Raw genomic sequence first — 22,707 nt, 5'->3', positions numbered from 1 at the left:
GGTCCCTTTAACATAGCATCTTTTCGGGCCATCTCAATCGTTGCTGACGTTTTCCTTCGGACAACTGTGACATCTGGCAAATTCGGCAGACCGCCAGCCCTTGCCACAGGCCTGCCGATTGCATAATCTTGCCGGATGATGCGTTTTTTCGACATTCATGATCGTGCGCGATTGCCGCAACGATTCTATGGCGAAACGCTCTGCGTGACCGCGCGGGGCTGATTGGCCCGCGGGATTCTGTCCCGCCGCCTTCGCTTGCCCGCACCCTGCATCACAGCCGAAAGATCTCAGCCATGACAATTCCCGCAGCCGCCGCGCCGCGCACGCTTTATGACAAGATATGGGACGCCCATGTCGTTGAACGTCAGGACGATGGAACCTGCCTTCTGTATATCGACCGCCATCTGGTCCATGAAGTGACCAGCCCGCAGGCCTTCGAAGGTCTGCGCATGACCGGTCGCAAGGTCCGCGCACCCGAACGAACCATTGCTGTTCCCGATCACAACGTCCCCACGACACTGGACCGCCAGACCGGCATTGAGAACCCCGAATCCCGCATTCAGGTCGATGCGCTGGACAAGAACGCGCGTGAATTCGGCGTGCATTATTACCCCGTGAATGACGTCCGTCAGGGCATCGTCCATATCGTCGGCCCCGAACAGGGCTGGACCCTGCCCGGCATGACCGTTGTCTGCGGCGACAGCCACACCGCAACCCACGGTGCCTTTGGCGCGCTGGCCCATGGCATCGGCACGTCCGAGGTGGAACATGTTCTGGCGACCCAGACCCTGATTCAGGGCAAGTCGAAGAACATGAAGGTCGAGATTACCGGCCGCATCGCCCCCGGCGTCACCGCAAAGGACATCGTTCTGCGGATCATTGCGGAAACCGGCACCGCCGGCGGCACCGGCCATGTCATCGAATATTGTGGCGAGGCGATCCGCAATTTGTCGATGGAAGGCCGCATGACCATTTGCAACATGGCGATCGAAGGCGGCGCACGTGCCGGTCTGATCGCGCCGGATGAAACCACCTTCAACTATGTCAAAGGCCGCGCCCATGCCCCCAAAGGCGCGCAATGGGACGCCGCCACCGCATGGTGGAAAACGCTGTTCAGCGACGAAGGTGCGCATTTCGACAAGGTGCTGACCATCCGCGGCGAAGACATCGCCCCGACCGTCACATGGGGCACCAGCCCCGAAGATGCCCTGCCCATCACCGCCAACGTCCCCGCCCCCGAAAGCTTTACGGGCGGCAAGATCGATGCGGCACGTCGTTCGCTGGATTATATGGCGCTGACGGCAGGCACGCCCCTGACCGACATCGCCATCGACGCGGTGTTCATCGGCAGTTGCACCAATGGCCGGATCGAGGATCTGCGTGCCGCCGCCGAGGTTCTCAGCGGTCGCAAGCTGGCCAATGGTGTGCGCGGCATGGTCGTCCCGGGGTCCGGTCTGGTCCGCGCCATGGCCGAGGAAGAGGGTCTGGACGTGATCTTCAAGAATGCCGGTTTCGAATGGCGTCTTGCAGGGTGTTCCATGTGTCTGGGCATGAACCCCGACCAGCTGGCACCGGGCGAGCGTTGCGCCGCCACCAGTAACCGCAACTTTGAAGGGCGTCAGGGCTATAAGGGGCGCACGCATCTGATGTCGCCGGCCATGGCCGCCGCCGCTGGCGTGGCCGGACATCTGGTCGACATCCGCGAATTCGCCAAAGAACCGGCATAAGGACGCCCATCATGGATAAATTCACCACCCTGACGGGCAGCGCGGCCCCTATGCCGCTGGTCAATATCGACACCGATATGATCATCCCGAAACAGTTCCTGAAGACCATCAAGCGGTCCGGCCTTGGCGTGAACCTGTTTGACGAATTGCGCTATGACCGCGAAGGCAACGAGATCCCCGATTTCGTCCTGAACCAGCCCGCCTATCGCGATGCGGAAATCCTGATCGCGGGCGACAATTTTGGCTGCGGATCGTCGCGCGAACATGCGCCTTGGGCGCTTTTGGATTTCGGCATCCGCTGCGTCATCTCGACCAGCTTTGCCGATATCTTTTTCAACAACTGCTTCAAGAACGGCATCCTGCCCGTCACCCTGCCGCAAGAGGCTGTCGATGCCCTGATGGAGGATGCAGGCAATGGCTCGAACGCCCGCATGACCGTTGATCTGCAGGCGCAGACCGTCACCAGCCCCGATGGCAAGGTCTATGCCTTCGAGGTTGACGCTTTTCGCAAGCACTGCCTGCTGAACGGCTTGGACGATATTGGCCTGACGATGGAAAAGGCCGCCTCCATCGACACGTTCGAGGATCAGATGGCACAGGCCCGCCCTTGGGTCTGAAACTGGCTGCAATGCTTTGCCTGCTGGGTTTGCCCGTGCAGGCAGAGGCATTGCGACTGGCAACATGGGACCCGGGCCTTTCACGCAAGGGTCCGGGTCTTTTGCTGCGCGATATCGGCAAGGGCGACCGCCAAGTGCTGGCAGCCGCACAGGTGATCGCCGCCACCGCCCCCGATATTATCCTGCTGACGGGCTTTGACTGGGACCTTGAGGGGCGCGCCCTGACCGCGTTCCAGACCGTTCTGGCCGATCAGGGTCATGCCATGCCGCACAGCTTTGCCCCGCAAGGCAATCGCGGGTTGCAGGTCGGGCTGGATCTGGACGGCAACGGGCGCTTGGGCGAAGCCCGCGACGCGCAGGGCTATGGCGATTTCACCGGCAGCGCGGGGCTGGCGATCCTGTCGCGCCAGCCCATCGGCGTGGTGACGGATTACACGCCGACCCTGTGGCGTGATATGGCCGGCAACAGCATGCCCGAAAGCGGCCATGCGGATGTGCAACGCCTCTCCTCATCCTCGCATTGGGATGTGCAGATCGGCCCGCTGCATCTGCTGGCCATGGCCGCGACGCCCCCCGCCTTCGAACCGCGCAACATCGCCCGCAATCGTGACGAGGCCGCTTTCTGGCTGGACCATCTTCCCGACGCGCCCTTCGCCATCATTGGCAACCTGAACGTCGATCCGCAGGATGGCGATGGTGACCCGTCTGCCTTGCGCGCGCTGCTGAAGGTCACGCAGGACAGCCAGCCGCGCGGGGCGTGGCAGCCGCCGCAGGACGGGCCAAACGCGGGGCAGAAGGGCGATCCGGCGCTGGATACGGCGCAATATGACCGCACCCCCGGCAATCTGCGGCTGGATTATATCCTGCCCGCGCAGGGGTTAACCATCATCGGGTCGGGCGTCGTCTGGCCCTTCCCTGATGATTCGCTGGCCGAGGCCGTCGCAACCGCATCGCGCCGCCGTCTGGTGTGGCTGGACCTAGACCTCGAATGAGGCGATGGCCCCCCACGCCTTGTCCAAATCGGCCGCCTTCACGCAATAGGGCGGCATGACATAGACCGTATTCCCCAAGGGTCGCAGCAACACGCCCTGTTCGATGGAATGGGCACGCAGACGCGGCCCGACCTCGGACAGATAGCCGCCTTCGGGGACCTTCAGATCGATTGCCGCGATGGTGCCGCATTGGCGCGGGTTCTCGAACCGCGCATCCTGCGCCAGCGCCGCCAGCCGTTCACCCTGCATGGCCACCAGCCCGTCCAGCCGGTCCTGCATCGGGCTGCTTTGCCACAGCTTGACCTGCGCCAAGGCCGCTGCACAGGCGATCGGGTTCGCCGTATAGCTGGAGGAGTGATAGAAGGTCCGCCGCCGGTCCGTCGAATGATGCGCCTGAAACACCGGTGCGCTGGCCAAGGTCGCCGCCAAGGGGATCACCCCACCCGTCAGCCCCTTGGAGGTGCACATGATGTCGGGGCTGATCCCCGCGTGATCACAAGCCCAGAGCCGACCCGTCCGCCCCCATCCGGTCATCACCTCATCCACGATCATCAGCACATCATGGCGGTCACAAATGGCCCGCAGCCCCGCCAGAACATCAGCGGAATAGACGCGCATGCCGCCCGCGCCAAGAATCACCGGTTCGATGATCAGGGCGGCCATTTTGCCAGTCGCGGCCAGTGTCTCAAAGGCGTCCAGCGTGTTGGCCCCGTCACCGGTCGGGAAAGGCAGACGGTCCACGCCGAACATCAGCGGGTCATAGGCGGCGTTGAAGACGCCACGCTCGCCCACGCTCATCGTGCCGATGGTGTCGCCGTGATAGCTGTCCTCGATGACGGCAATGCGGTTGCGGGCGTCGCCTTCGTGCTTCCAATAGCCAAGAGCCATCTTCAGCGCGACCTCGACCGCGGTTGATCCGCTGTCGCTGTAAAAGACATGATCCAGCCCCGCAGGTGCCATCTCGACCAGCGCCTTGGCCAGATCCTCGGCCGGTTGATGGGTCAGACCCGCGAAGATCACCTGATCCAGATGGCCCGCCGTGTCGCGGATGGCCTGCACGATTTCGGGCTGGTTATGGCCATGCGTGACCACCCACCAGCTGCTGACGGCATCCAGCAGCGGCCCGCGGTCGGTTTGCAGATAGGCGCCTTCGCTGCTGATCGCGCGGACGGGATCGGGTTCGGTGGCGTGTTGGAAGAACGGGTGCCAGACGGCGCTTGTCATGCGAAATCCTTCGGGTCGAAATTGGCGGTCATGGCGGCGGACAGGCGGTCGCGGTCCATGGTCGGCAGCACGGGCAAGCGGCCCAGCACCTTGACCTGACCGATCTGGCCGATGGTCGCCATATTGTCGGAATTATCCTCGCCTATAAAGGCCACACCCAGCACCGGCACCTTGCGCGCACGCAGGCTTTCCAGCGCTGACAGGCTGTGGCTGATGGTCCCCAACCCCGTCGAGGCGACCAGCACCACCGGCAGCTGCCACTGCGCAAACAGATCCGCAAACAGCATCCGGCGGGTGATCGGCACCAGCGCGCCCCCTGCCCCTTCGATGACCAGATCGTCAGCATCGGGCGGGGACAGGCGGTCGGCATCAATATCAACGCCGTCCAGTTCCGCCGCGCGATGGGGGGACAGGGGCTGGGACAGCATATAGGCCTCGGGGTGGGTGCGGGCACCCGACAGTCGCGCAACCTCGGCGCGGTCGCTTTCCGGCGTGGGGGCCACATCGGTCCGCGCCTCGGGGTTCGGCACGTTTCCGGCCAGTCCCGACTGCAAGGGCTTCCAGTAATCCGCCCCGATCAGCCCGCAAAGCCCGGCAGAGAATACCGTCTTGCCGACATCGGTGCCGGTGCTGGTCACTACGATTTTGGCCATAATTCCTCCAGCGTTTCGGCCAGCGCGATGACATCATCAGCGCTGGCATTCAAATTCAGCGACACCCGCAGGCGCGAGGTGCCTTCGGGGACCGTCGGCGGACGGATGCCGCGCACGTCAAACCCGCGCGCCTGCAAGGCCGCCGCCAGATCCATCGTCGGCGCGTTCGGCCCCACGATCAGCGGCACGATCTGGCTGCCACTGACCGGCACATGCGGCAAACGCTGCGCCATTTGCGCGCCGAAGGAGGCGACATGCGCCTGCAGCGCAGTTTGTCGCCAGGGTTCATCCTGCAGCATGGCCAGCGCTTCGATCCCGACAGCGGCCATCAGCGGCGAGGGCGCTGTCGCAAAGATAAAAGGCCGACAGCGGTTGATCAGGAAATCGATCAGCACCCGCGACCCGCAGATCAGCGCACCCGACCCGCCCAACGCCTTGCCAAGCGTATGCAGCGTTACGACGTTGGCGCGGCCTTCCAGATGATGCGCCAAGCCGCGCCCTTGGGGGCCATAGACGCCGGTGGCATGCGCTTCGTCCACCATCAGAAAACCGTGGCGGTCTGCCAGTGCCATCAAATCGTCCAAGGGGGCGATATCGCCATCCATGCTGTAAAGGCTTTCGACCGCGATCCAGACGGCACCGGTATTGCCCGCCGCCCGCCAGTCGTCGATCACGTCCGAGGCATGGCCCACATCGCCATGCCTGAACTGCGCGACCTGCGCCCGTCCTGCCCGCGCGCCTTCATGCGTGCTGGCGTGCGACAGCGCGTCCATCAGCAGCAGATCGCCTTTCTGTGGCAGCGTGGTCAGCACCGCGAAATTCGCGACATATCCGCCGCCGAATCCCAAGGCAGCCTCGGCCCCGAAAAAGCGGACGGCAGCATCTTCGAACTGTTGCTGGGCGTCGGTGTTGCCACGAAGCAGGCGTGACCCCGCAGCGCCCACCGGCACGCCATGGTCCAAGGCATCGCGTGCCGCCCGAACCAGCCGGTCCGATTGCGCCAGCCCCAGATAATCATTCGAGGAAAAATCGATGCCCTTGCGCGGGAACAAGGCCCGCAAACGTGCATCTGCGGCAAGACCGTCAAGATCCTGCCGATAGGTTGCCAAACGGTCCAAAGCACCCTGCCCTGTCATTCATGTGTCAAAATTCAGGTGGTCCGGGGGGGATAATACCCCCCGGGCCCTTTCAGCGCAGAATCGGAATCGCCGGTTCGCGCGGCACTGCCGGTGCCGCGGGTTCGGGATGATGTTCATGCGCCTTCATGGCGTTCAGCCCCAGCTTGGCGAAAAGGACCATATCCGTTTCCTCTTCGGGGTTGTCCTTGGTCAGCAGGGTATCGCCCACAAAGATCGAATTCGCGCCCGCAAAGAAACACATGGCCTGCATTTCATCCGACATCGCCGTGCGACCAGCGGACAAACGCACATGGGTGTGCGGCATCATGATGCGGGCGGTGGCGATGGTGCGCACGAAATCGATGGGATCGACAGGCGCTGCATCGGCCATCGGCGTACCTTCGACAGGGATCAGCATATTGATCGGCACGCTGTCGGGCGCTTCGGGCAGATTGGCCAGCGTCACCAGCATATCGACGCGGTCCTGCTGGCCTTCGCCCAGACCAAGGATACCGCCCGAACAGACTTTCATGCCGCTATTGCGGACATTGGCCAGCGTTTCCATCCGGTCGGCAAAGGTCCGCGTCGTGATGACATTGGGATAATGCGCTTCCGAGGTGTCGATATTGTGGTTGTAATAATCCAGACCTGCCTCGGCCAGCTGGGCCGATTGATCGGCGTCCAGCATCCCCAAGGTCATGCAGCTTTCCATGCCAAGGGCTTTGACGCCCTCGATCATCGCGATGATCTGCGGCATGTCGCGCTGTTTGGGGCTGCGCCATGCAGCGCCCATGCAATAGCGCGTGGCACCCGCATCACGGGCGCGGCGCGCTTCGGCTAGAACGCGTTCCACCTCTAGCAACTTCGAAGCAGATAGCCCCGACGCGTGACGCGCCGACTGGCTGCAATAGGAACAGTCTTCCGGACAGCCGCCGGTTTTGATCGACAAAAGGCGGCTCAGCTGGACCCGATTGGGGTCGAAATGCTGGCGGTGGACGGTTTGCGCCTGAAACAACAGATCCATAAGCGGCTGGTCAAAGACCCGGCGGGCCTCCTCGGCGGTCCAGATCTGGCGGCGGTTTTCGGTGTTCGGATCACTGTGCAGCATGGCGTCCCCTTGGCGTGCATTCTGCTGATTAGCATTCCATGCGCTGCCTGTCCAATCACGCACCTAAAAGCGTTCGCGATCACGGTGCCTGCGTTCTTGTGCGGCCAGCGCCAACAAAGCCTCGGCCCGTCCGAAATCTGTGGCGGCAACTTTGCGGGCGGCATCGAAGCGCGGCTGCAACCGCTGCAATTCCTGATCAGCATGACGTAATTCGCGCGCAGAACGCCGCGCTTGGGCATTGGCGGCCCGCGCCTCGGGGATGGTCAGAGGGGCGATGCTGGAATAGCTTTGCGCAAGGGATGTCCGCATCGCATCGGCCCTTTGATGCGCGGCATTCATATGCAGCGCAAAGGCCGCAAAGGCCTTGAGCTGCCGTTCCGCCTTGATCCGCGCGATACCTTCCAGCTGCGCCAGCTGTTTGATCCTGTCTACCACCCTGCCCTCGCTTTCAGGCGCATTTTTTCAGCGAAACGGATGGCGGCGGCGACGGCCGCGAAATGGTCGTGGCTGATTTCCGCCCCAACTTTGACACCGGCGTGGATGGCGCGTGTGCAGGGCGGATCGGACCAGATCGGCACGTTGTTTTCGCGGGCCTTGGCGCGGATACGGGCGGCAACCTCATCCGTGCCTTTGGCCACAACGACCGGTGCACGCCCCGATCCGCGTTTCCATTGCAGCGCCACCGCGTAATGGGTGGGATTCACGATCACCACATCGGCTTTGGCTACATCGGTCAGCATCTGCTGCATGGCAATATCGACAGCGCGCTGGCGGCGGGCGGCCTTCAGATGGGGGTCGCCTTCGGAATCCTTGAATTCATCCTGCAGATCCTTGCGGCTCATCCGGTTCTTGCGACGGTGGTCGAACCATTTCCACATGATATCAGGCACCGTGAACAGGACCGAGACGACCAGCGCCAGCAACAACACCTGCCCCATGATCGCCCCCAACGCAGTGGTCCACTGCCCCCCCGCCATCGCCATGCCCGCAATCCGGTCCAGCAGGCTGGCATATAGAAACCAGCCGCCCGCACAGACCAGCCCTGCCTTTCCCAGCGAGATCGCGAAAGTCACCATCCCGTTCGCACCGAATTTTTGTCCGGCGTTTTTCACCGGATTGATGCGGTTAAGATCAAAGGCCAGCTTTTGCGGCGAAAAGATCAACCCGCGCGTGGCGATCAGCCCCACCATAATGGCAACAACCAACAGCGCAGCCAGTCCGACAGCCGCCACACCGGCAAAGGCGCCCATATCGCGTGCCGTGGCGGTGACATCATCGGGCCAACCTTCGGCACCCAAGGCCCGCGTGGCCATCGCCAGCCACTGCCGGACGGCATATCCTGACACCATGCTGAACGCCAGAAACGCGCCCAGATACATGGTTGTCGCATTCAGCTCGGTGGATCGCGGGATATCGCCTTTTTCACGGGCCTGGCTCAGCTTTTGTTCGCTGGCCTCGAATTGCTTGTCGTCCGAATCCTCGCTCATGGGGCCACCGGCAGCATGAAGCCAAGGACTGCATCGGCCCACAGGCCGATCAGCATCGGTGACAATACGGCCAGTCCTGCCAGCGCTAGAAAGATTGCCGCTGGCGCACCTATGAAGACCACAGGCAGCGCAGGCATGACGCGGTTGATCACGCCTGTCAGCGCCTGAAACAGAAACCCGCCAAGCGTGAATGGTGCCGCCAGTGTCATCGCAAGGAAAAAGCTGTCGCGGACAACCGTGACAATGCCTGACAACAACATTCCGGGGTCGGGCAGACTTGCAGGGTGCCACAGGCGGAAGCTGTCGGCCATCAGGTCAACCAACATGGCAGGCAGTCCAAGCGCCATCAGGACCGCGATGCCTGCAAGGTGGAACAGGTTGCCGATGGGATGGGGCGAGGCCTCGTTCTGGATGCCCATGATCTGCGAAAGCGAGGCTGTGGCCGCAATCGCCGTCGTTGCGATATCGATGGCCAGCGCCATCAATCGCAATAGGGTTCCGGTCGCGAAACCAAGGATAATTTCAGGGACGATCTGGGCGATCACAGCAATGGGCTGTTCGGGCATGGCAATAGAGGGCACCAGATCACCCAGCAAGGGCGTAATGGACAATGCGATGGCGACCTTGACACGCGACTGGATAACCCGTTCGCCCAATCCGGGCAGGATCAGGATACAGGCCTGAACCCGCGCATAGACCAACACCAGGGACCAATCCAACCACGGGAAAATCGCCTGCATTTGCGGCCACATCAGGCAGCCTCGATCGTGCCAAGCAGGCGCAGTTCGGCGGCAGGGTCCACTTCCTCCAACCCCAGAACAGGCACCGACATTCCGTTTGCCCCCAGAACAGCGCGGATCATCCGGCGGCGGTGATCGGGGGCGACGATGACGGTGCGCGCCACGGGTTCGGCCAGCGACACCGCCTTTCGTGCGGCCTCTAGCAGACGTTTCGACAGGTCCGGCGTCATCGCGCCACCGCCCGCGCGACCGGTTTCGGCATCGGCGCGGACAAACTCAGCCTCCCACGCGGGGTGCAGTTGCAGCGCGGCGATGCGACCGGCATCGTCGGAATATTGCTGGGTGATCTGGCCGCGCAAGCGTTTGCGGACCAGTTCATAGATCACCTCGGGGGAATCCACGTTGCAGAATTCGCAGATGGCATCGACGATTAAGGGCAGGTTGCGGATAGAAATCCGTTCTTCCAACAGGGCGCGCAAGATCGCCAGCAGGGTTTCGGGCGTGACTTTATCGGGGATCATGCTGTCGAAATACTTGCGGTTGCGTTCGGCGCGGTTCGTGTCGGACAGGGTTTTCAGTTCCTCGATCTGTCGCTGCATCGCGCCAAGGGTCAGCAAGGCGGGCAGGTTCGCTTTGACCACCTCCATCAGATGGGTCGACAGAACCTCCATCGGGGTGACGACGGTGGCACCCATGACGGACGCATCCTCCTGATCTGCTGTGGCGATCCAGCGGGCGGGGCTGGAATAGACCGGTTCGCGTACGCTGATACCCCGCAGATCGGCCAGCACCGCGTCCGGCCCAAGGGCCAGCACCTGCGACGGGTGCAACGTCCCGCGCCCCCGCACGACACCCTGAATGCTGATCTGGTAATCACCGGGGGGCAGATCATCGGTGTCGGTAATCCGGACATCGGGCAGAACCATGCCAAAGCTGCGGGCAATATGGATCCGCAAGTTGTTGATCCGGCTGCCAAGACCGCGCGCCTGATCCAGTGCCGTCAGAATCAGATCCGACCCGATTTCGACGCTGACATCATCGGTATCCAGCACATCACCGATACGGGCAGCGGGGGCAGGTTCGGCTGTCGGTGCATCGGCGGTTTCGACGGGTCGTTCCGGCCGATGGGCAATGCGCCATGACATAAAGGCCAGAGCGGCAGAGATACCCAGAAACAGCATCTGCGGCATGCCCGGAATGAAAGAAATCACCACCATTGCAGCGGCGACCATCGCGGCAGGCTGCCATACCCGCATGAATTCCGACGACAACAAATGGGCGGTTGTTTCCGTCGCCCCGCCCCGTGACAGCAACAATGCCGCTGCCATCGAGGTGATCAGCGCCGGAACCTGCGTCACCAGCCCGTCACCGATGGTCAGATGCGAATAGGTCGAGGCTGCCTCGGACAGGGGCATTCCATGAACCGCAATGCCGACCGTCAGACCGATCATCAGGTTGATCAGCGTGATGACAATGCCCGCCACCGCATCGCCCTTGACGAACTTCGAGGCCCCGTCCAGCGAACCGAAAAAGCTGATCTCGGTCTGTTCGCGGATTCGGCGGCGCTTGGCTTCGTGATGGTCGATGGCGCCGGCGTTCAGGTCGCCGTCGATGGCCAATTGTTTACCGGGCAGCGAATCAAGGGCGAAACGGGCCGCCACCTCAGCCATGCGCCCCGAGCCTTTGGTGATAACCATAAAATTCACGACCGAAATCACTGCAAAGACCGTGATCCCCACAAGAATCGATCCGCCCGCCACGAAATCGGCAAAGCCGTTGATGACATGGCCAGCAGCCTCTTTACCGTTCTGGCCTTCGGTCAGGATCAATCGGGTCGAGGACACGTTCAACGACAGCCGGATCACCAGACTGACCAGCAGCAGCACCGGAAATGCCTGAAAATCGGTCGGTTTATCGACCAGCGAGGCCATGACCAGCACAAGTGTCGCCATCGCGATGGAAATCGCAATGCCGAAATCCAGCACCCCCGCAGGCAACGGGATCACCAAAGAGATCACAACCAGCACCAGCCCGCCCGTTATCAACAGTGGTGCATCGATGATCTTGCGTTTTTTCACGGGAATCATTCGGCGGGCTCCTTAGCGGGGCGCAACAGGTCATCCAGCGTCCATGGGCGGTCGTTCATCAGGCCGATCCGGCGCAGATAGGCGATGGCGCTGATCCGGTCCGCGCTGTCCATCTGCATCAGGGTGACACGGTAATCGCGCGGCAGCCCCTGCCCCGACAGCAGCCAGCCGTTCGCGTCGCTGGCAAATTCTTCGAAACCACCACTGGCGGTTGTCAAAGCCGCCGTCAGGAACATCGCACCCATCGCTGTCATCATGCGGCCTTTTTCAATTCACGCAATGCGCCTTCCAGCGTGTCAAAGCTGGGGCGGACGTGTTCGGGAACGGATTGACGGCCAACCTCGACGCAAAGGGGGGTGGCATGCTGGTGAAGGCCCGCGACCAAGACCGATTTGATCACGTCGTAAAACCCCATATCCTGCTTGACCACGCCACCAAGACGGGTCGCCAAGGGCGCGACAAATCCATAGGACAGGAACACCCCCAGAAACGTCCCGACCAATGCGCCCCCGATCATCTTGCCCAGCACCGCAGGCGGCTGGTCGATCGAGCTCATGGTTTTGATCACGCCCAGAACGGCAGCGACAATGCCCAAGGCAGGCAATGCGTCGGCCATATTCTGAAGGGCGTGGGGGACGTGCATCTCCTCCTCGCGCAGGGTGGCGATGCGGCGGGTCAGGATGTCTTCGACCTGATAGGGGTCGTCATAATTCAGGCTGGTCGACCGCAATGTATCGGCAATCAACGAGACAACGTAATGGTCGGCCTGAAGGCGCGGATAGGCCCCGAAAATCGGTGACTCATCCGGCGTTTCGATGTGCTGTTCCAGTGCAACGGGGTTTTCACGGGCAATTTTCAGCAGCTGGAACATCAGGCATAGCACGTCCTGATGGTCCTGCGCGGTCCATTTCGGCCCTTTGAAAGCGCGGATCAGCCCGCCGATGGTGGCCTTCAACGTGTGGCTGTCGTTGGACAGCAGATAGGCCCCGATGGCGGCACCCATGATCATCATCATCTCGAACGGCAGGGCATGGGTGATGACACCCATCTTGCCCCCCGCAAGGATATAGCCACCAAAGACCATGACCATTGTCAGAACAATGCCGATAATACCGAACATCTGTGGATTTCCTTATGGCTTGCGGACGCTGCGCGCGCCCATCTGGGCGGTCAGCAGGGCGGCCTGGCGCGGCTCGACCGCGGCAATGATGCGGGCACCGGTTTCGGGCTGGACACGCATCAGGATTTCGGCGGCGAAATCGGCGGGAAGGTTGGTCAGGATCGCGGCAGCCTCGGCCGGTTTCATCTGGTCATAGACGGCGATCAGGCGGTCGATATCGGTCCGCACAGCCTCGGTTGATCCATTTCGGCTGGCGCGGGTTGCGCCCTTGGTGGACCGCAGTTCGCCAAGACGGGTGCGCAAGGTCGCCTCGGCTGTGGCCAGATCGGCTTTGCGCTGATCCAGCGCGGCCATATAGCGTTCGATCCGCAAGGCACGGTCGCGCAATTCTTCGGCCAAAGCAACGGCTTCGGGAACATCCGTGCAGCCTTGCAGCAGATCGGCAGGGCCCGCGACGGCCTGAAACACATCTGCGAAATTCTGGCCCTTCCAGATCATCGCCCCTGCGGGCAGGGCAAACAGCACGGCCAGAACCGGCAGGATCGCTTTAGACATCGGCCACCTCGGGGCGTTTGCGCAGACGGCGCGTGGCTTGTGGTTTGGGTGCCGCATCCGCGGCCAGACCGATCCGCTGGCGCAGATCCCAGATGGCCCGTTCGCGCCGCGCGGTTTCGATTTCATCGGCCAGCAATTCGCTGGCCGCCGTGGCTTCGTCACGGGCCGACCGGATGGCCTGTTCAAGGCGGTCCACCTCGGCTGCCATGATGGCGATGGCACCGCCAAGCCCGCTTTCAAGGTCGTTCAACTTGCGCAACCGGCGCGTCAACGAGGTGCAGAAAAGCGCAAGGCCGACACAGGCGACCAGCAAGGCCATTTGCAGGATGTGATCCATGGTCATTTGAAACGGAACTCCGTGATCAGCAGGTCGGTGACGGCCCCGTCGCCCAGAACCAGACGGGTGCGGGCGACCAGTTCGGTCCGGATGATTTCCAGCACCCCGCGCTTTTCATAGGCCGAGGGGTCCACCCCCGACAAAAAGGTCGTGAAGGCATCCGACACGCGCGGCATCAGGTGTTTGATCTGTGCCTTATGGGCGCTGTCGCTTTCGATGGTTGCCGATAGGATCAGGCTGCGCGACCGGCCGCCCGGCATGACAATTTCAATGGTCGGGATGTCGACAAATTCGGCCTGCATTTCGCCATGTGCGACGTTTGCCTCGGCGGGGCGGGACAACATCGCGGCGGGCGACCACAACCCCAGATAGGTCGAGCCGAACCCGACACCCCCAAGGATCAGCGTTGCCGCGATCGGGATCAGCATCCCCTTCTTGCGGGGTTTCGTTTCGGCGGTTTCGGTCATCGTGATTCTCCGTCCTGACCAGACCGGAATATCAGAACGCGACTAACCGAATCTTAACGTGGGCCATGTCAATCAGGGTCACGACGACAATCAAGCGCTGATTCGAAAGGAACGGTTTTGCAAAAACTGCAGGACTACTGGAACGAGCGAAGCTCTCAACAGCGGATGATTCTGGGCGGTGCTTTTCTGGCCGCTTTTCTCGCCATTGCGGGCTTTGGCTGGTTTGCCAACCGCACCAGCATGTCGCTGATCTATGGCGGGCTGGACGCGGCACAGGCGGGTGAGGTGATCGCAGGGATCGAACGCGCGGGCATTGCCTATGAGGTGCGCGGCGATGCCATCTGGGTTGATGCCGAACAACGCGACCGCCTGCGGATGGATCTGGCGGCCCAAGGCCTGCCTGCCGCTGGCAGCACCGGTTACGAATTGCTGGACGGCATGTCCGGTTTTGGCACCACATCGCAAATGTTTGACGCGGCCTACTGGCGCGCCAAAGAGGGCGAACTGGCCCGCACCATCCTTGCCCTGCCCAATGTCCGCACCGCGCGGGTGCATTTGGCCATCGAAACGGGGCGCGGATACCGCCGCGACCAGAATGGCAGTGCCTCGGTCACGCTGACCACTGCGGGGCAGGCTGTAAGCCGCGAACAGGCGGCGGCGCTGAAATACCTGATTTCATCGGGCGTTCCCGGCATGCAGCCCGACCGCGTGACCGTGATCGACAGCAAGCACGGCATCATTGCCGCCACCGAGGATCAAAGCGGGGCCGACCGCGCATCCGAAATGAAGCGCAATGTCGAACGTATTCTTGAACCGCATGTGGGTATCGGAAATGCCATTGTCGAACTGAACCTTGATCTGGTGACCGACACCGAACAGCTGACCGAACAGCGCTATGACCCCGAACAACGGGCGATGATTTCCACCGTGACCGAGGAAACCTCGGATCAAAGCAATACGACCGGTTATGGGGCCGTCACTGCGGCATCGAACCTGCCCGACGCAGACGAACAGTCGGGCGATCAAAGCCAGAGCACACGGTCCGAAAACCGCCAGCAGACGAATTACGAAGTCAGCCGCACCACCCGCGAGGTGTCGCGCATGCCCGGATCGACCCGCCGCATGACCGTGGCCGTGCTGGTCAACGGCATCCCCCAGACCAATGCCGATGGGGAAACCACGCTGGTGCCGCGAACCGATGCCGAACTGCAAACGCTGAAAGAACTTGTCGCCTCGGCAGTCGGCTTCGATGAAAGCCGCGGTGACCAGCTGACTGTCAAGTCGCTGGCTTTTGCCGATCTGTCGCAGGACGGATCATATGCGGCACCGGGCTTTCTTGACCGGCTTGCCCTGAACGATCTGGCCAAAATCGCGCTGATCGGCCTGTTCGCGCTGGCAGTTATCTTACTGCTGGTCCGCCCGATCATGCGCAACCGCGCGCCGCAGCCACCCATGCTGGACAACAGCCTGCCACCGCCCGTGGTGCCTGTGTTGACCGGCACTATTGATGATGAACCCGTCCCGACACGTCCTGCCCCCCCTGTGATCGTCGACGAACGCCCCGAACCGCAGACGCTGTCACTGCCCCCTGCCGATCCTGTCGCGCGTCTGAAGAACATGATGCGCGAACGGCAGGATGAAAGCGCCAAGATCCTCTCGGGGTGGATCGACAATAAGGAACCCGCGAAATGAGCGTTGCGATCTTCAAACTGGAATCATTCTCGAACGCCCTTGCCGATCACGCCTCTCCGATGATCTTCACGCAAGAGGACATGGACCGCGCCCATTCCGAAGGGTTCGCAGAAGCCAACGCCCAGGCCGTCGATGCCCAGCTGCATGCCCTTGATGGCAGCCTGCGGCATCTGGCACAGACCATGACCGATGACGAAACCCGTCGGACGCAGCTGCGCGCGCAGGCGGTGCAAGCACTGGGGCCGATCCTGTCGCAGATCCTTGACCTGATGGCCCCCTCGGCCACATCGCGCAGGCTGGAGGATGCCTTGATGACCGAACTGGCGCGTCTGGCACAGGACTGCATCCCGCTGGTCGCACAGATCAATTGCAGCGACAGGCTGCGCGGGCTGGTCGAACGTTGCCTGACCCAGACCGACGTGCAGACGGTCACCATCGCGCCGGCCCCTACCGATACCATCACCGTCGAGCTGCAAGGCGGGCGGATCATTCTGGACCCCCAAACCATCGCCGGCGACATCCGCGCCCTGATTTCCGAGATTGCAGAGGACGACACGACATGGACGCATTGATGCATCTGATCGACACCGACAACATTCAGGTCGAGGTGACGATCCGCCTTGGCCGCACCCGTCAGACCGTGGCCCAACTGTCCGCTTTGCGCAGCGATGATGTGCTAGTGCTGGATCAGGCCATCGAAGACGGGGTCGAGATCTGCGTCGGCGACAAGGTCATCGCCCGTGGCGAACTGACCAGCGACGGCACCGCCGAGGATCGCCTTTGCGTGCGGGTTCTGGGCGCGACGGGGGCCGTGTGATCCGGCTGGCGATCCTGCTGGCGCTGCTGCCCCACGCGGCGCTGGCACAAGGTTTGGGCGATGCGCTTGGCGCAGGTCTAGGCGACAATGCCGTCCTGCTGGTGCTGGCCCTGACCGGCCTGTCGCTGGCACCGGGCATCGCCATCATGGTGACGGCGTTCCCCTTCATCGTGACGGTGCTGTCGATCCTGCGTCAGGCCATCGGCTTGCAGCAATCGCCGCCGAACATGCTGATCGTCAGCCTGTCGATTTTCCTGACGTGGTTCATCATGGACCCCGTCCTGCGCGAGGCATGGCAGACCGCAGGCCTTCCCCTGCAACAAGGGCAGATCGATATTGCCGAAGCATTCCGGCGCGGCATCATCCCGTTTCAAGGCTTCATGTCGGCCCGCACCGACCCCGACACCCTTGCGGCAATGGCCGAGATCGCCCCGGGCGCGGGCGGGGCCATTGACCGCCTGTCAGTGCTGATCCCGTCCTTCATGCTGTCCGAAATCCAGCGCGCGTTCGAGATCGGCTTTCTGATCGCCCTGCCCTTCCTGATCATCGATCTGGTCGTGTCGGCGGTGTTGATGTCGATGGGCATGATGATGGTGCCACCGGTGGTGGTGTCGCTGCCTTTCAAGCTGGCGTTTTTTGTCGTGGTCGATGGCTGGACGATGATCGCGGGCGCGCTGGTGCGCAGCTACACCTGATTTATCAGGCGCGCTGCGCATCCAGATTGTCGATGCCAAGGACGGACAGGACCTTGGCCTCGATATGGTCGGCGTTCAGCGCGCTGGTGTCATACATCGCGCGCGGCGCATCGTGATCGACGAATTCGTCCGGCAGCACCATGGACCGGAACTTCAGACCGGTGTCGAAGACGCCTTCCTCGGCCAGCAATTGCGCCACATGGCTGCCGAAACCACCGACCGAGCCTTCCTCGATGGTGATCAACGCATCATGGTCGCGCGCCAGTTGCAGGATCAGATCGCGGTCCAGCGGCTTGGCGAAACGCGCGTCGGCCACGGTGGGCGTGATGCCACGGGCCGACAAAGCCTCGCAGGCAGTCATCACCTCGGACAGGCGGGTGCCGAAGGACAGGATGGCGACGGTCTTGCCTTGGGTGATCATGCGGCCCTTGCCGATGGGCAGAACCTGACCGCGTTCGGGCATTTCGACGCCCGTGCCTTCGCCGCGCGGAAAGCGGAAGGCGATGGGGCCACTGTCATGGGCGGCGGCGGTGGCGACCATATGGACCAGCTCTGCCTCATCCGCGGCGGCCATAACGGTGAATCCGGGCAGGTTGGCCAGAAACGCGATGTCATAGGCACCGGCATGGGTCGGACCGTCCTGCCCCACCAGTCCGGCACGGTCGATGGCAAAGCGCACGGGCAGGTTCTGCACCGCGACATCATGCACGATCTGGTCGTAACCGCGCTGCAGGAAGGTGGAATAGATCGCGCAGAAGGGCTTCATGCCGCCTGCCGCCAGACCCGCGCAGAAGGTCACGGCATGCTGTTCGGCGATCCCTACATCGAAGCAGCGGCGCGGGAAACGTTCGGCAAACTGCTTCAGACCGGTGCCATCGGGCATGGCGGCAGTGACGCCGACAATGCTGTCGTCGCGGCCAGCCTCATCCATCAGCGCCTTGGCGAAGACGGCGGTATAGCTGGGGGCGTTGGATTTCGCCTTGGCCTGTTCGCCGGTCACGACATCGAAGCGGCCACGCGCGTGGCCACGGTCGGCGGCACCTTCGGCAGGGGCATAGCCCTTGCCCTTTTTCGTCACCACGTGGATCAGCACCGGACCGGTCGCCCGCGCCTTCAACGTCCGCATCAACGGCAACAACTGTTCCATGTCATGCCCGTCGACGGGACCGATATAGGAAAAGCCCAATTCTTCAAACAGGGTGCCGCCGACGGTCATGCCCTTCAGCATTTCCTTGGCACGACGGGCACCTTCCTGAAACGCATCCGGAAGGAAACCGACCGCACCTTTGGCGGCTGCCTTCAGTTCCTGAAACGGGCCGCCCGCATAAAGCCGCGTCAGATAGGAGGACATCGCGCCCACAGGCGGGGCGATCGACATTTCATTGTCGTTCAGAATGACGAACATGCGGCGGCCTTCGTGGCCTGCGTTGTTCAGCGCCTCATAGGCCATGCCCGCGCTCATGGCGCCATCACCAATCACGGCAATCGCATCGCCCGGATCGCCGCCCAGATCGCGCGCGGTTGCAAAACCCAAAGCGGCGGAAATCGAGGTCGAGGAATGCCCCGCCCCGAAAGGATCATATTCGCTTTCGGTGCGCTTGGTGAAACCGGCCAGACCGCCACCTGTACGCAGTGTGCGAATACGGTCGCGGCGTCCGGTCAGGATCTTATGCGGATAGCATTGGTGCCCCACATCCCAAATGATCTTGTCGCGCGGCGTATCAAAGACCGCATGCAGCGCCACAGTCAGTTCCACGACGCCCAGACCGGCGCCCAGATGGCCGCCCGTCACGCTGACCGCGCTGATGGTTTCCGATCGCAGCTCATCGGCGACTTGCCGCAGGTCGTGATCGTCGAATGATTTCAGATCGGACGGAAGCGTGATCCGGTCCAGCAGCGGGGTCTTGGGATTATCTGTCATGGCTGGCCCTCCTCCGGGACGGGCGGCTATCAGGTGTCGCGCTCGATAACGAAACGCGCCAACAGGCGCAAGTTTCCGGCGGCCTCTCCATAACCGCCCAGCGCATCGATGCCTGCGGTGACAAGTCGTCGCGCCTCGGCCTGCGCGCCGTCCAGCCCCAGCAGGGAAACGAAAGTCGCCTTGCCCGCATCCGCGTCCTTGCCGACACGCTTGCCGGTCACAGCCTCGGACCCCGTCACATCCAGAATATCATCAGCAATCTGGAAGGCGAGACCCAGCGCATCGGCGTAGCGGTCCAGCGCGGAAGGGTCGTCGCCCGCAATCAGGGGGCCCGCAGTGGCGGCAAAGCGGATCAGGGCACCGGTCTTGCCACCCTGAAGTTCCGTGATGGCGTCCAGATCCAGCGGCACACCAGCAGATTCGGCGGCAATATCCAACGCCTGCCCCCACACCATCCCCTGCGCGCCAGCAGCACGGGCCAAAGCCGCCACCAGCCGCAATCGCGACGGGGCTGCCCCGATGCGGTCATCAGACAACAGCTGGAACGCTAGCGTTTGCAGGGCATCGCCCGCCAGAATCGCCGTCGCCTCGGACCATTTCACATGGACGGTCGGCTGGCCGCGTCGCAGGTCATCATCATCCATCGCCGGCAGATCGTCATGGACAAGGCTATAGGCGTGCAGTGCCTCGACCGCGGCGGCGGCTGGCAGGGCGGCATCATCGGGCACACCGTGCAGCCGTGCGGATTCCATCACCAGAAAACCGCGCAGACCTTTGCCGCCCCTGACAGCATAGGCCATCGCGTCGCGCAGATCACCCGCAGGCAAGTCACCGATGGCGCGATCCAGTTCGGCCTGAACCTGTGCCTGAACCCGCGTCAGCGCGGCTTGCATTACAGACCCTCGGTCGGGGTGGTTCCAGTAGGCTGACCATTGGCGGCCAAGGTGATTTTCTCAACCCGTTCTTCGGCCTCGCGCAGGCGGGCGTCGCAATGGCTCCGCAGGGCAGCACCGCGTTCGTAAAGCGCGATGGATTCCTCCAGCGTGGCTTCGCCGGTTTCCAGCTTGCCGACGGTGGCTTCCAATTCGCGCATCGCCTCTTCAAAGGACAGGGTCTTGATATCGCTCATTCTGCGGTCTCCATCAGCACTTGGATATGGGCGCGGATCATAGCCAGCTTTCGGACCGGACACCACCGCACGCGGTCAGACTGTCAGGCGCTGGCCGTCATGGCCCTTGATTGTCAGGTTCATCAACGTGCCTTCGGGTTGGTCATGATCAAAGGTCACTTCGGTGAATTGTTCGGTACGGCCAAGGCGCGGGCCTTCGGTCAGCACGCGATGCGCCTTGCCCATCTGCGCGTCCAGATGCCGCAGCAACGCCGCATCCCCTGCGGCGCGCAATTGCGCCGCACGGTCGCGGATGATTAGCCCTTTGACGGCCGGCATCCGTGCCGCAGGCGTGCCCTGACGCGCGGAATAGGGGAACACATGCAAAAACGTCAGGTCGCAATCAGTGACCAGCTTGATCGAATTGGCAAACATCTCGTCGGTTTCGGTTGGAAAACCGGCGATGATATCGGCACCAAAGACCATATCGGGGCGCAAACGGCGGGCCTCTTCGCAAAAGGCAATCGCATCGTCGCGCAGGTGGCGGCGCTTCATCCGTTTTAGCACCATGTCGTCACCCGCCTGCAATGACAGGTGCAGGTGCGGCATCAGGCGCGGTTCGGTCGCAATGGCCAGCATCAGGTTTTCATCCGCCTCGATCGAATCGATGCTGCTGATCCGCAGGCGCGGCAAGTCCGGCACCAGACGCAGGATTCGCATCACCAGATCACCCAGACGCGGCGTGCTTGGCAGATCACCACCCCAGCTGGTCAGATCGACGCCGGTCAGCACGACCTCGTTAAAGCCACGCCCGACCAGACGCTTGATCTGTTCGATGACGACGCCCGCAGGGACGCTGCGCGAGTTGCCCCGCCCGAAGGGGATGATGCAGAAGGTGCAGCGATGGTCGCAGCCGTTCTGGACCTGCACATAGGCGCGGTGACGACCGAACCCGTCGATCAGATGGCCCGCGGTTTCCTGCACCGACATGATGTCATCGACCAGCACCTTTTCGGTCTGGCCGATCAGGTCGGGGGCGCGCAGGTCGGCCCATGTCTGAGGCTGCATCTTTTCGTGATTGCCGATCACCTTCGTGACCTCTGGCATCGAGGCGAATGTTTCGGGTTCGGTCTGGGCCGCGCAGCCGGTGACGATGACCGGCACGCCGGGGTTTTCGCGCGACAGACGGCGGATTTCCTGACGGGCCTTGCGGACGGCCTCGGCGGTGACGGCGCAAGTATTGACGACCACGGCGCCGGACAGACCGGCAGAATCGGCCATCTCGCGCATCGCCTCGGTCTCATAGGCGTTCAGACGACAGCCGAGGGTGGAAAAGACAGGCGCGCTCATGACAGCCACTCGGGCGTCAGGGTGCCACGAAAGACAAGGGCCGTCGGCCCCTCCATCCAGACGCCATCCTCGCGCCAGTCGATCAACAGCTGACCCCCCGGCACATTAACAGTAACACGCCGCCCCGTCAGCCCGCGACGGGCCGCAGCAACGACCGCCGCACAGGAACACGATCCGGATGCCAGCGTCGGGCCCGTTCCACGTTCCCAGATCCGCAGCAGGATTTCTGTATCGGACAGAATCTGCACGACCTCGACATTGGTTCGCTGGGGATACAGCGGGTGATGTTCATGCGCGGGGCCGAACTGATCCAGCTGCACCGCATGGGCGTCTGGCACAAAAAAGGTAATGTGCGGATTGCCCATTCCCGTCGCCACAGGATCGCCGTCAATCGGCAGGTGGTCGATATCAACATCACGCGCCAAGGGAATCGCCTGCCAGTCCAGAACCGGCGGGCCCATATTCACCCGCGTGATGCCACCCCCTGCATCCTCGGCCAGCAGCATCCCGTGATCGGTCCGCAGCTTCAGCGCCGTCTTGCCGGTTTCATCCATCAGCAGCCGCGCAATGCAGCGCGTGGCATTGCCGCAGGCCGCGCTAAGTGAGCCGTCGGCGTTCCAGAACACAAGGCGCGCATCGGCATCCTCGCAATCCTCGATGGCTGCCAGCTGGTCGAAACCGACACCGCAATGGCGGTCGGCAATACGCGCGACAAGGCCGGCGTCAGGACGTGCCATCCCGCCGCGCAAATCGAACACTGTGAAATCATTGCCCAGCCCGTGCATTTTCAGGAAGGGCATACCGGTTTGGGATGCATAGGTCATAGGGCGCGATATAATGCTGGCAGAATCATTTTGCCAGCATGTAGATTTTTCTGCTTGACGCCACGGGC

Annotated in this window: 25 protein-coding genes; 7 read left to right on the top strand and 18 right to left on the bottom strand. The window is 62.5% G+C overall.

The window, feature by feature from the left end:
- Positions 1 to 293 precede the first annotated feature (293 nt).
- From leuC to DWB67_RS12940, 3 genes are read left to right on the top strand one after another with little or no spacing between them, the layout of a single operon-like run.
- The gene (gene leuC / locus DWB67_RS12950; protein ID WP_119807974.1) at positions 294 to 1,727 is read left to right on the top strand and encodes a 3-isopropylmalate dehydratase large subunit; all 1,434 of its coding nucleotides are present in this window, start codon (positions 294 to 296) and stop codon (positions 1,725 to 1,727) included.
- A gap of 11 nt (positions 1,728 to 1,738) precedes the next feature.
- Positions 1,739 to 2,344: a 3-isopropylmalate dehydratase small subunit gene (leuD, locus tag DWB67_RS12945; RefSeq protein WP_119807973.1), complete on the top strand. Its 606-nt coding sequence runs from the start codon at positions 1,739 to 1,741 to the stop codon at positions 2,342 to 2,344.
- The gene (locus DWB67_RS12940; RefSeq protein WP_255418673.1) at positions 2,335 to 3,336 is read left to right on the top strand and encodes an endonuclease/exonuclease/phosphatase family protein; all 1,002 of its coding nucleotides are present in this window, start codon (positions 2,335 to 2,337) and stop codon (positions 3,334 to 3,336) included. The genes leuD and DWB67_RS12940 overlap by 10 nt, the downstream gene beginning before the upstream one ends.
- Here the strand turns inward: DWB67_RS12940 and DWB67_RS12935 are convergent.
- The 13 genes from DWB67_RS12935 to fliL all read right to left on the bottom strand — a co-directional run bounded on the left by DWB67_RS12935 (position 3,322) and on the right by fliL (position 14,232).
- Positions 3,322 to 4,560, bottom strand: coding sequence for an adenosylmethionine--8-amino-7-oxononanoate transaminase (locus DWB67_RS12935; protein ID WP_119807972.1), 1,239 nt, complete (start codon positions 4,558 to 4,560; stop codon positions 3,322 to 3,324). The two genes, DWB67_RS12940 and DWB67_RS12935, sit on opposite strands and share 15 nt — an antisense overlap.
- Positions 4,557 to 5,213, bottom strand: a complete 657-nt coding sequence (gene bioD / locus DWB67_RS12930) for a dethiobiotin synthase (protein WP_119807971.1) — start codon at positions 5,211 to 5,213, stop codon at positions 4,557 to 4,559. Before bioD ends, DWB67_RS12935 begins: the two co-directional genes overlap by 4 nt.
- Positions 5,198 to 6,349 carry an 8-amino-7-oxononanoate synthase gene (locus DWB67_RS12925; protein ID WP_119807970.1) on the bottom strand — a complete coding sequence of 384 codons (1,152 nt, stop codon included), beginning with the start codon at positions 6,347 to 6,349 and terminating at the stop codon, positions 5,198 to 5,200. The genes bioD and DWB67_RS12925 overlap by 16 nt, the downstream gene beginning before the upstream one ends.
- Before the next feature lie 52 nt (positions 6,350 to 6,401).
- Positions 6,402 to 7,439: a biotin synthase BioB gene (gene bioB, locus DWB67_RS12920; RefSeq protein WP_119808018.1), complete on the bottom strand. Its 1,038-nt coding sequence runs from the start codon at positions 7,437 to 7,439 to the stop codon at positions 6,402 to 6,404.
- 63 nt (positions 7,440 to 7,502) lie between these two features.
- Positions 7,503 to 7,874 carry a hypothetical protein gene (locus DWB67_RS12915; RefSeq protein WP_119807969.1) on the bottom strand — a complete coding sequence of 124 codons (372 nt, stop codon included), beginning with the start codon at positions 7,872 to 7,874 and terminating at the stop codon, positions 7,503 to 7,505.
- The gene (gene flhB / locus DWB67_RS12910; RefSeq protein ID WP_119807968.1) at positions 7,868 to 8,926 is read right to left on the bottom strand and encodes a flagellar type III secretion system protein FlhB; all 1,059 of its coding nucleotides are present in this window, start codon (positions 8,924 to 8,926) and stop codon (positions 7,868 to 7,870) included. Before flhB ends, DWB67_RS12915 begins: the two co-directional genes overlap by 7 nt.
- Entirely contained in the window at positions 8,923 to 9,678 is a 756-nt protein-coding gene (locus tag DWB67_RS12905) for a flagellar biosynthetic protein FliR (protein ID WP_119807967.1), read from the bottom strand. The genes flhB and DWB67_RS12905 overlap by 4 nt, the downstream gene beginning before the upstream one ends.
- Positions 9,678 to 11,753: a flagellar biosynthesis protein FlhA gene (locus DWB67_RS12900; RefSeq protein WP_119807966.1), complete on the bottom strand. Its 2,076-nt coding sequence runs from the start codon at positions 11,751 to 11,753 to the stop codon at positions 9,678 to 9,680. Before DWB67_RS12900 ends, DWB67_RS12905 begins: the two co-directional genes overlap by 1 nt.
- A complete protein-coding gene (locus DWB67_RS12895; protein WP_182911578.1) occupies positions 11,750 to 12,010 on the bottom strand; it encodes a hypothetical protein in 261 nt (86 codons plus the stop codon). Before DWB67_RS12895 ends, DWB67_RS12900 begins: the two co-directional genes overlap by 4 nt.
- On the bottom strand, positions 12,007 to 12,873 hold the full coding sequence (motA, locus tag DWB67_RS12890; RefSeq protein WP_119807964.1) for a flagellar motor stator protein MotA: 867 nt from the start codon (positions 12,871 to 12,873) through the stop codon (positions 12,007 to 12,009). Before motA ends, DWB67_RS12895 begins: the two co-directional genes overlap by 4 nt.
- Before the next feature lie 12 nt (positions 12,874 to 12,885).
- Positions 12,886 to 13,428 carry a MotE family protein gene (locus DWB67_RS12885; protein WP_119807963.1) on the bottom strand — a complete coding sequence of 181 codons (543 nt, stop codon included), beginning with the start codon at positions 13,426 to 13,428 and terminating at the stop codon, positions 12,886 to 12,888.
- A complete protein-coding gene (locus DWB67_RS12880; protein ID WP_147385930.1) occupies positions 13,421 to 13,771 on the bottom strand; it encodes a hypothetical protein in 351 nt (116 codons plus the stop codon). Before DWB67_RS12880 ends, DWB67_RS12885 begins: the two co-directional genes overlap by 8 nt.
- Positions 13,768 to 14,232 carry a flagellar basal body-associated protein FliL gene (gene fliL / locus DWB67_RS12875; protein WP_119807961.1) on the bottom strand — a complete coding sequence of 155 codons (465 nt, stop codon included), beginning with the start codon at positions 14,230 to 14,232 and terminating at the stop codon, positions 13,768 to 13,770. The genes DWB67_RS12880 and fliL overlap by 4 nt, the downstream gene beginning before the upstream one ends.
- A 117-nt stretch (positions 14,233 to 14,349) precedes the next feature.
- Between fliL and fliF the strand changes: the two genes are divergently transcribed.
- Genes fliF through fliP form a run of 4 tightly spaced genes read left to right on the top strand, consistent with a single transcriptional unit; the run spans position 14,350 to position 17,436 of the window.
- A complete protein-coding gene (fliF, locus tag DWB67_RS12870; protein ID WP_119807960.1) occupies positions 14,350 to 15,924 on the top strand; it encodes a flagellar basal-body MS-ring/collar protein FliF in 1,575 nt (524 codons plus the stop codon).
- On the top strand, positions 15,921 to 16,496 hold the full coding sequence (locus DWB67_RS12865; RefSeq protein ID WP_119807959.1) for a hypothetical protein: 576 nt from the start codon (positions 15,921 to 15,923) through the stop codon (positions 16,494 to 16,496). The genes fliF and DWB67_RS12865 overlap by 4 nt, the downstream gene beginning before the upstream one ends.
- On the top strand, positions 16,484 to 16,741 hold the full coding sequence (locus DWB67_RS12860) for a FliM/FliN family flagellar motor C-terminal domain-containing protein (RefSeq protein ID WP_119807958.1): 258 nt from the start codon (positions 16,484 to 16,486) through the stop codon (positions 16,739 to 16,741). The genes DWB67_RS12865 and DWB67_RS12860 overlap by 13 nt, the downstream gene beginning before the upstream one ends.
- Entirely contained in the window at positions 16,705 to 17,436 is a 732-nt protein-coding gene (gene fliP, locus DWB67_RS12855; RefSeq protein ID WP_370453596.1) for a flagellar type III secretion system pore protein FliP, read from the top strand. The genes DWB67_RS12860 and fliP overlap by 37 nt, the downstream gene beginning before the upstream one ends.
- 4 nt (positions 17,437 to 17,440) lie before the next feature.
- Here the strand turns inward: fliP and dxs are convergent, their stop codons facing one another.
- The 5 genes from dxs to dapF form a co-directional block, all read right to left on the bottom strand.
- Positions 17,441 to 19,357: a 1-deoxy-D-xylulose-5-phosphate synthase gene (gene dxs / locus DWB67_RS12850; RefSeq protein ID WP_119807956.1), complete on the bottom strand. Its 1,917-nt coding sequence runs from the start codon at positions 19,355 to 19,357 to the stop codon at positions 17,441 to 17,443.
- A 29-nt stretch (positions 19,358 to 19,386) separates the two neighbouring features.
- Positions 19,387 to 20,250 (bottom strand): polyprenyl synthetase family protein, encoded by an 864-nt coding sequence (locus tag DWB67_RS12845; protein ID WP_119807955.1) that lies wholly within the window; start codon positions 20,248 to 20,250, stop codon positions 19,387 to 19,389.
- Positions 20,250 to 20,486: an exodeoxyribonuclease VII small subunit gene (locus DWB67_RS12840; protein ID WP_119807954.1), complete on the bottom strand. Its 237-nt coding sequence runs from the start codon at positions 20,484 to 20,486 to the stop codon at positions 20,250 to 20,252. The genes DWB67_RS12845 and DWB67_RS12840 overlap by 1 nt, the downstream gene beginning before the upstream one ends.
- 75 nt (positions 20,487 to 20,561) lie before the next feature.
- On the bottom strand, positions 20,562 to 21,815 hold the full coding sequence (gene mtaB, locus DWB67_RS12835) for a tRNA (N(6)-L-threonylcarbamoyladenosine(37)-C(2))-methylthiotransferase MtaB (protein ID WP_119807953.1): 1,254 nt from the start codon (positions 21,813 to 21,815) through the stop codon (positions 20,562 to 20,564).
- On the bottom strand, positions 21,812 to 22,639 hold the full coding sequence (gene dapF, locus DWB67_RS12830; protein ID WP_119807952.1) for a diaminopimelate epimerase: 828 nt from the start codon (positions 22,637 to 22,639) through the stop codon (positions 21,812 to 21,814). The genes mtaB and dapF overlap by 4 nt, the downstream gene beginning before the upstream one ends.
- Positions 22,640 to 22,707 lie beyond the last annotated feature (68 nt).

The sequence above is a fragment of the Paracoccus sp. JM45 genome (assembly GCF_003590715.1).
Classification (GTDB): domain Bacteria; phylum Pseudomonadota; class Alphaproteobacteria; order Rhodobacterales; family Rhodobacteraceae; genus Paracoccus.
Note: the sequence above shows the minus strand (reverse complement) of the source record. Positions and strands in the feature narration are given on the sequence as shown.

Bases quoted from the DNA above. Each gene is read 5' to 3' on its own strand.
- leuC (WP_119807974.1), top strand. From the start codon at position 294: ATGACAATTCCCGCAGCCGCCGCGCCGCGCACGCTTTATGACAAGATA.
- leuD (WP_119807973.1), top strand. From the start codon at position 1,739: ATGGATAAATTCACCACCCTGACGGGCAGCGCGGCCCCTATGCCGCTG.
- DWB67_RS12935 (WP_119807972.1), bottom strand. From the start codon at position 4,560: ATGACAAGCGCCGTCTGGCACCCGTTCTTCCAACACGCCACCGAACCC.
- bioD (WP_119807971.1), bottom strand. From the start codon at position 5,213: ATGGCCAAAATCGTAGTGACCAGCACCGGCACCGATGTCGGCAAGACG.
- DWB67_RS12925 (WP_119807970.1), bottom strand. From the start codon at position 6,349: ATGACAGGGCAGGGTGCTTTGGACCGTTTGGCAACCTATCGGCAGGAT.
- bioB (WP_119808018.1), bottom strand. From the start codon at position 7,439: ATGCTGCACAGTGATCCGAACACCGAAAACCGCCGCCAGATCTGGACC.
- flhB (WP_119807968.1), bottom strand. From the start codon at position 8,926: ATGAGCGAGGATTCGGACGACAAGCAATTCGAGGCCAGCGAACAAAAG.
- DWB67_RS12905 (WP_119807967.1), bottom strand. From the start codon at position 9,678: ATGTGGCCGCAAATGCAGGCGATTTTCCCGTGGTTGGATTGGTCCCTG.
- DWB67_RS12900 (WP_119807966.1), bottom strand. From the start codon at position 11,753: ATGATTCCCGTGAAAAAACGCAAGATCATCGATGCACCACTGTTGATA.
- DWB67_RS12895 (WP_182911578.1), bottom strand. From the start codon at position 12,010: ATGATGACAGCGATGGGTGCGATGTTCCTGACGGCGGCTTTGACAACC.
- motA (WP_119807964.1), bottom strand. From the start codon at position 12,873: ATGTTCGGTATTATCGGCATTGTTCTGACAATGGTCATGGTCTTTGGT.
- DWB67_RS12885 (WP_119807963.1), bottom strand. From the start codon at position 13,428: ATGTCTAAAGCGATCCTGCCGGTTCTGGCCGTGCTGTTTGCCCTGCCC.
- DWB67_RS12880 (WP_147385930.1), bottom strand. From the start codon at position 13,771: ATGACCATGGATCACATCCTGCAAATGGCCTTGCTGGTCGCCTGTGTC.
- fliL (WP_119807961.1), bottom strand. From the start codon at position 14,232: ATGACCGAAACCGCCGAAACGAAACCCCGCAAGAAGGGGATGCTGATC.
- DWB67_RS12865 (WP_119807959.1), top strand. From the start codon at position 15,921: ATGAGCGTTGCGATCTTCAAACTGGAATCATTCTCGAACGCCCTTGCC.
- DWB67_RS12860 (WP_119807958.1), top strand. From the start codon at position 16,484: ATGGACGCATTGATGCATCTGATCGACACCGACAACATTCAGGTCGAG.
- dxs (WP_119807956.1), bottom strand. From the start codon at position 19,357: ATGACAGATAATCCCAAGACCCCGCTGCTGGACCGGATCACGCTTCCG.
- DWB67_RS12845 (WP_119807955.1), bottom strand. From the start codon at position 20,250: ATGCAAGCCGCGCTGACGCGGGTTCAGGCACAGGTTCAGGCCGAACTG.
- DWB67_RS12840 (WP_119807954.1), bottom strand. From the start codon at position 20,486: ATGAGCGATATCAAGACCCTGTCCTTTGAAGAGGCGATGCGCGAATTG.
- mtaB (WP_119807953.1), bottom strand. From the start codon at position 21,815: ATGAGCGCGCCTGTCTTTTCCACCCTCGGCTGTCGTCTGAACGCCTAT.
- dapF (WP_119807952.1), bottom strand. From the start codon at position 22,639: ATGACCTATGCATCCCAAACCGGTATGCCCTTCCTGAAAATGCACGGG.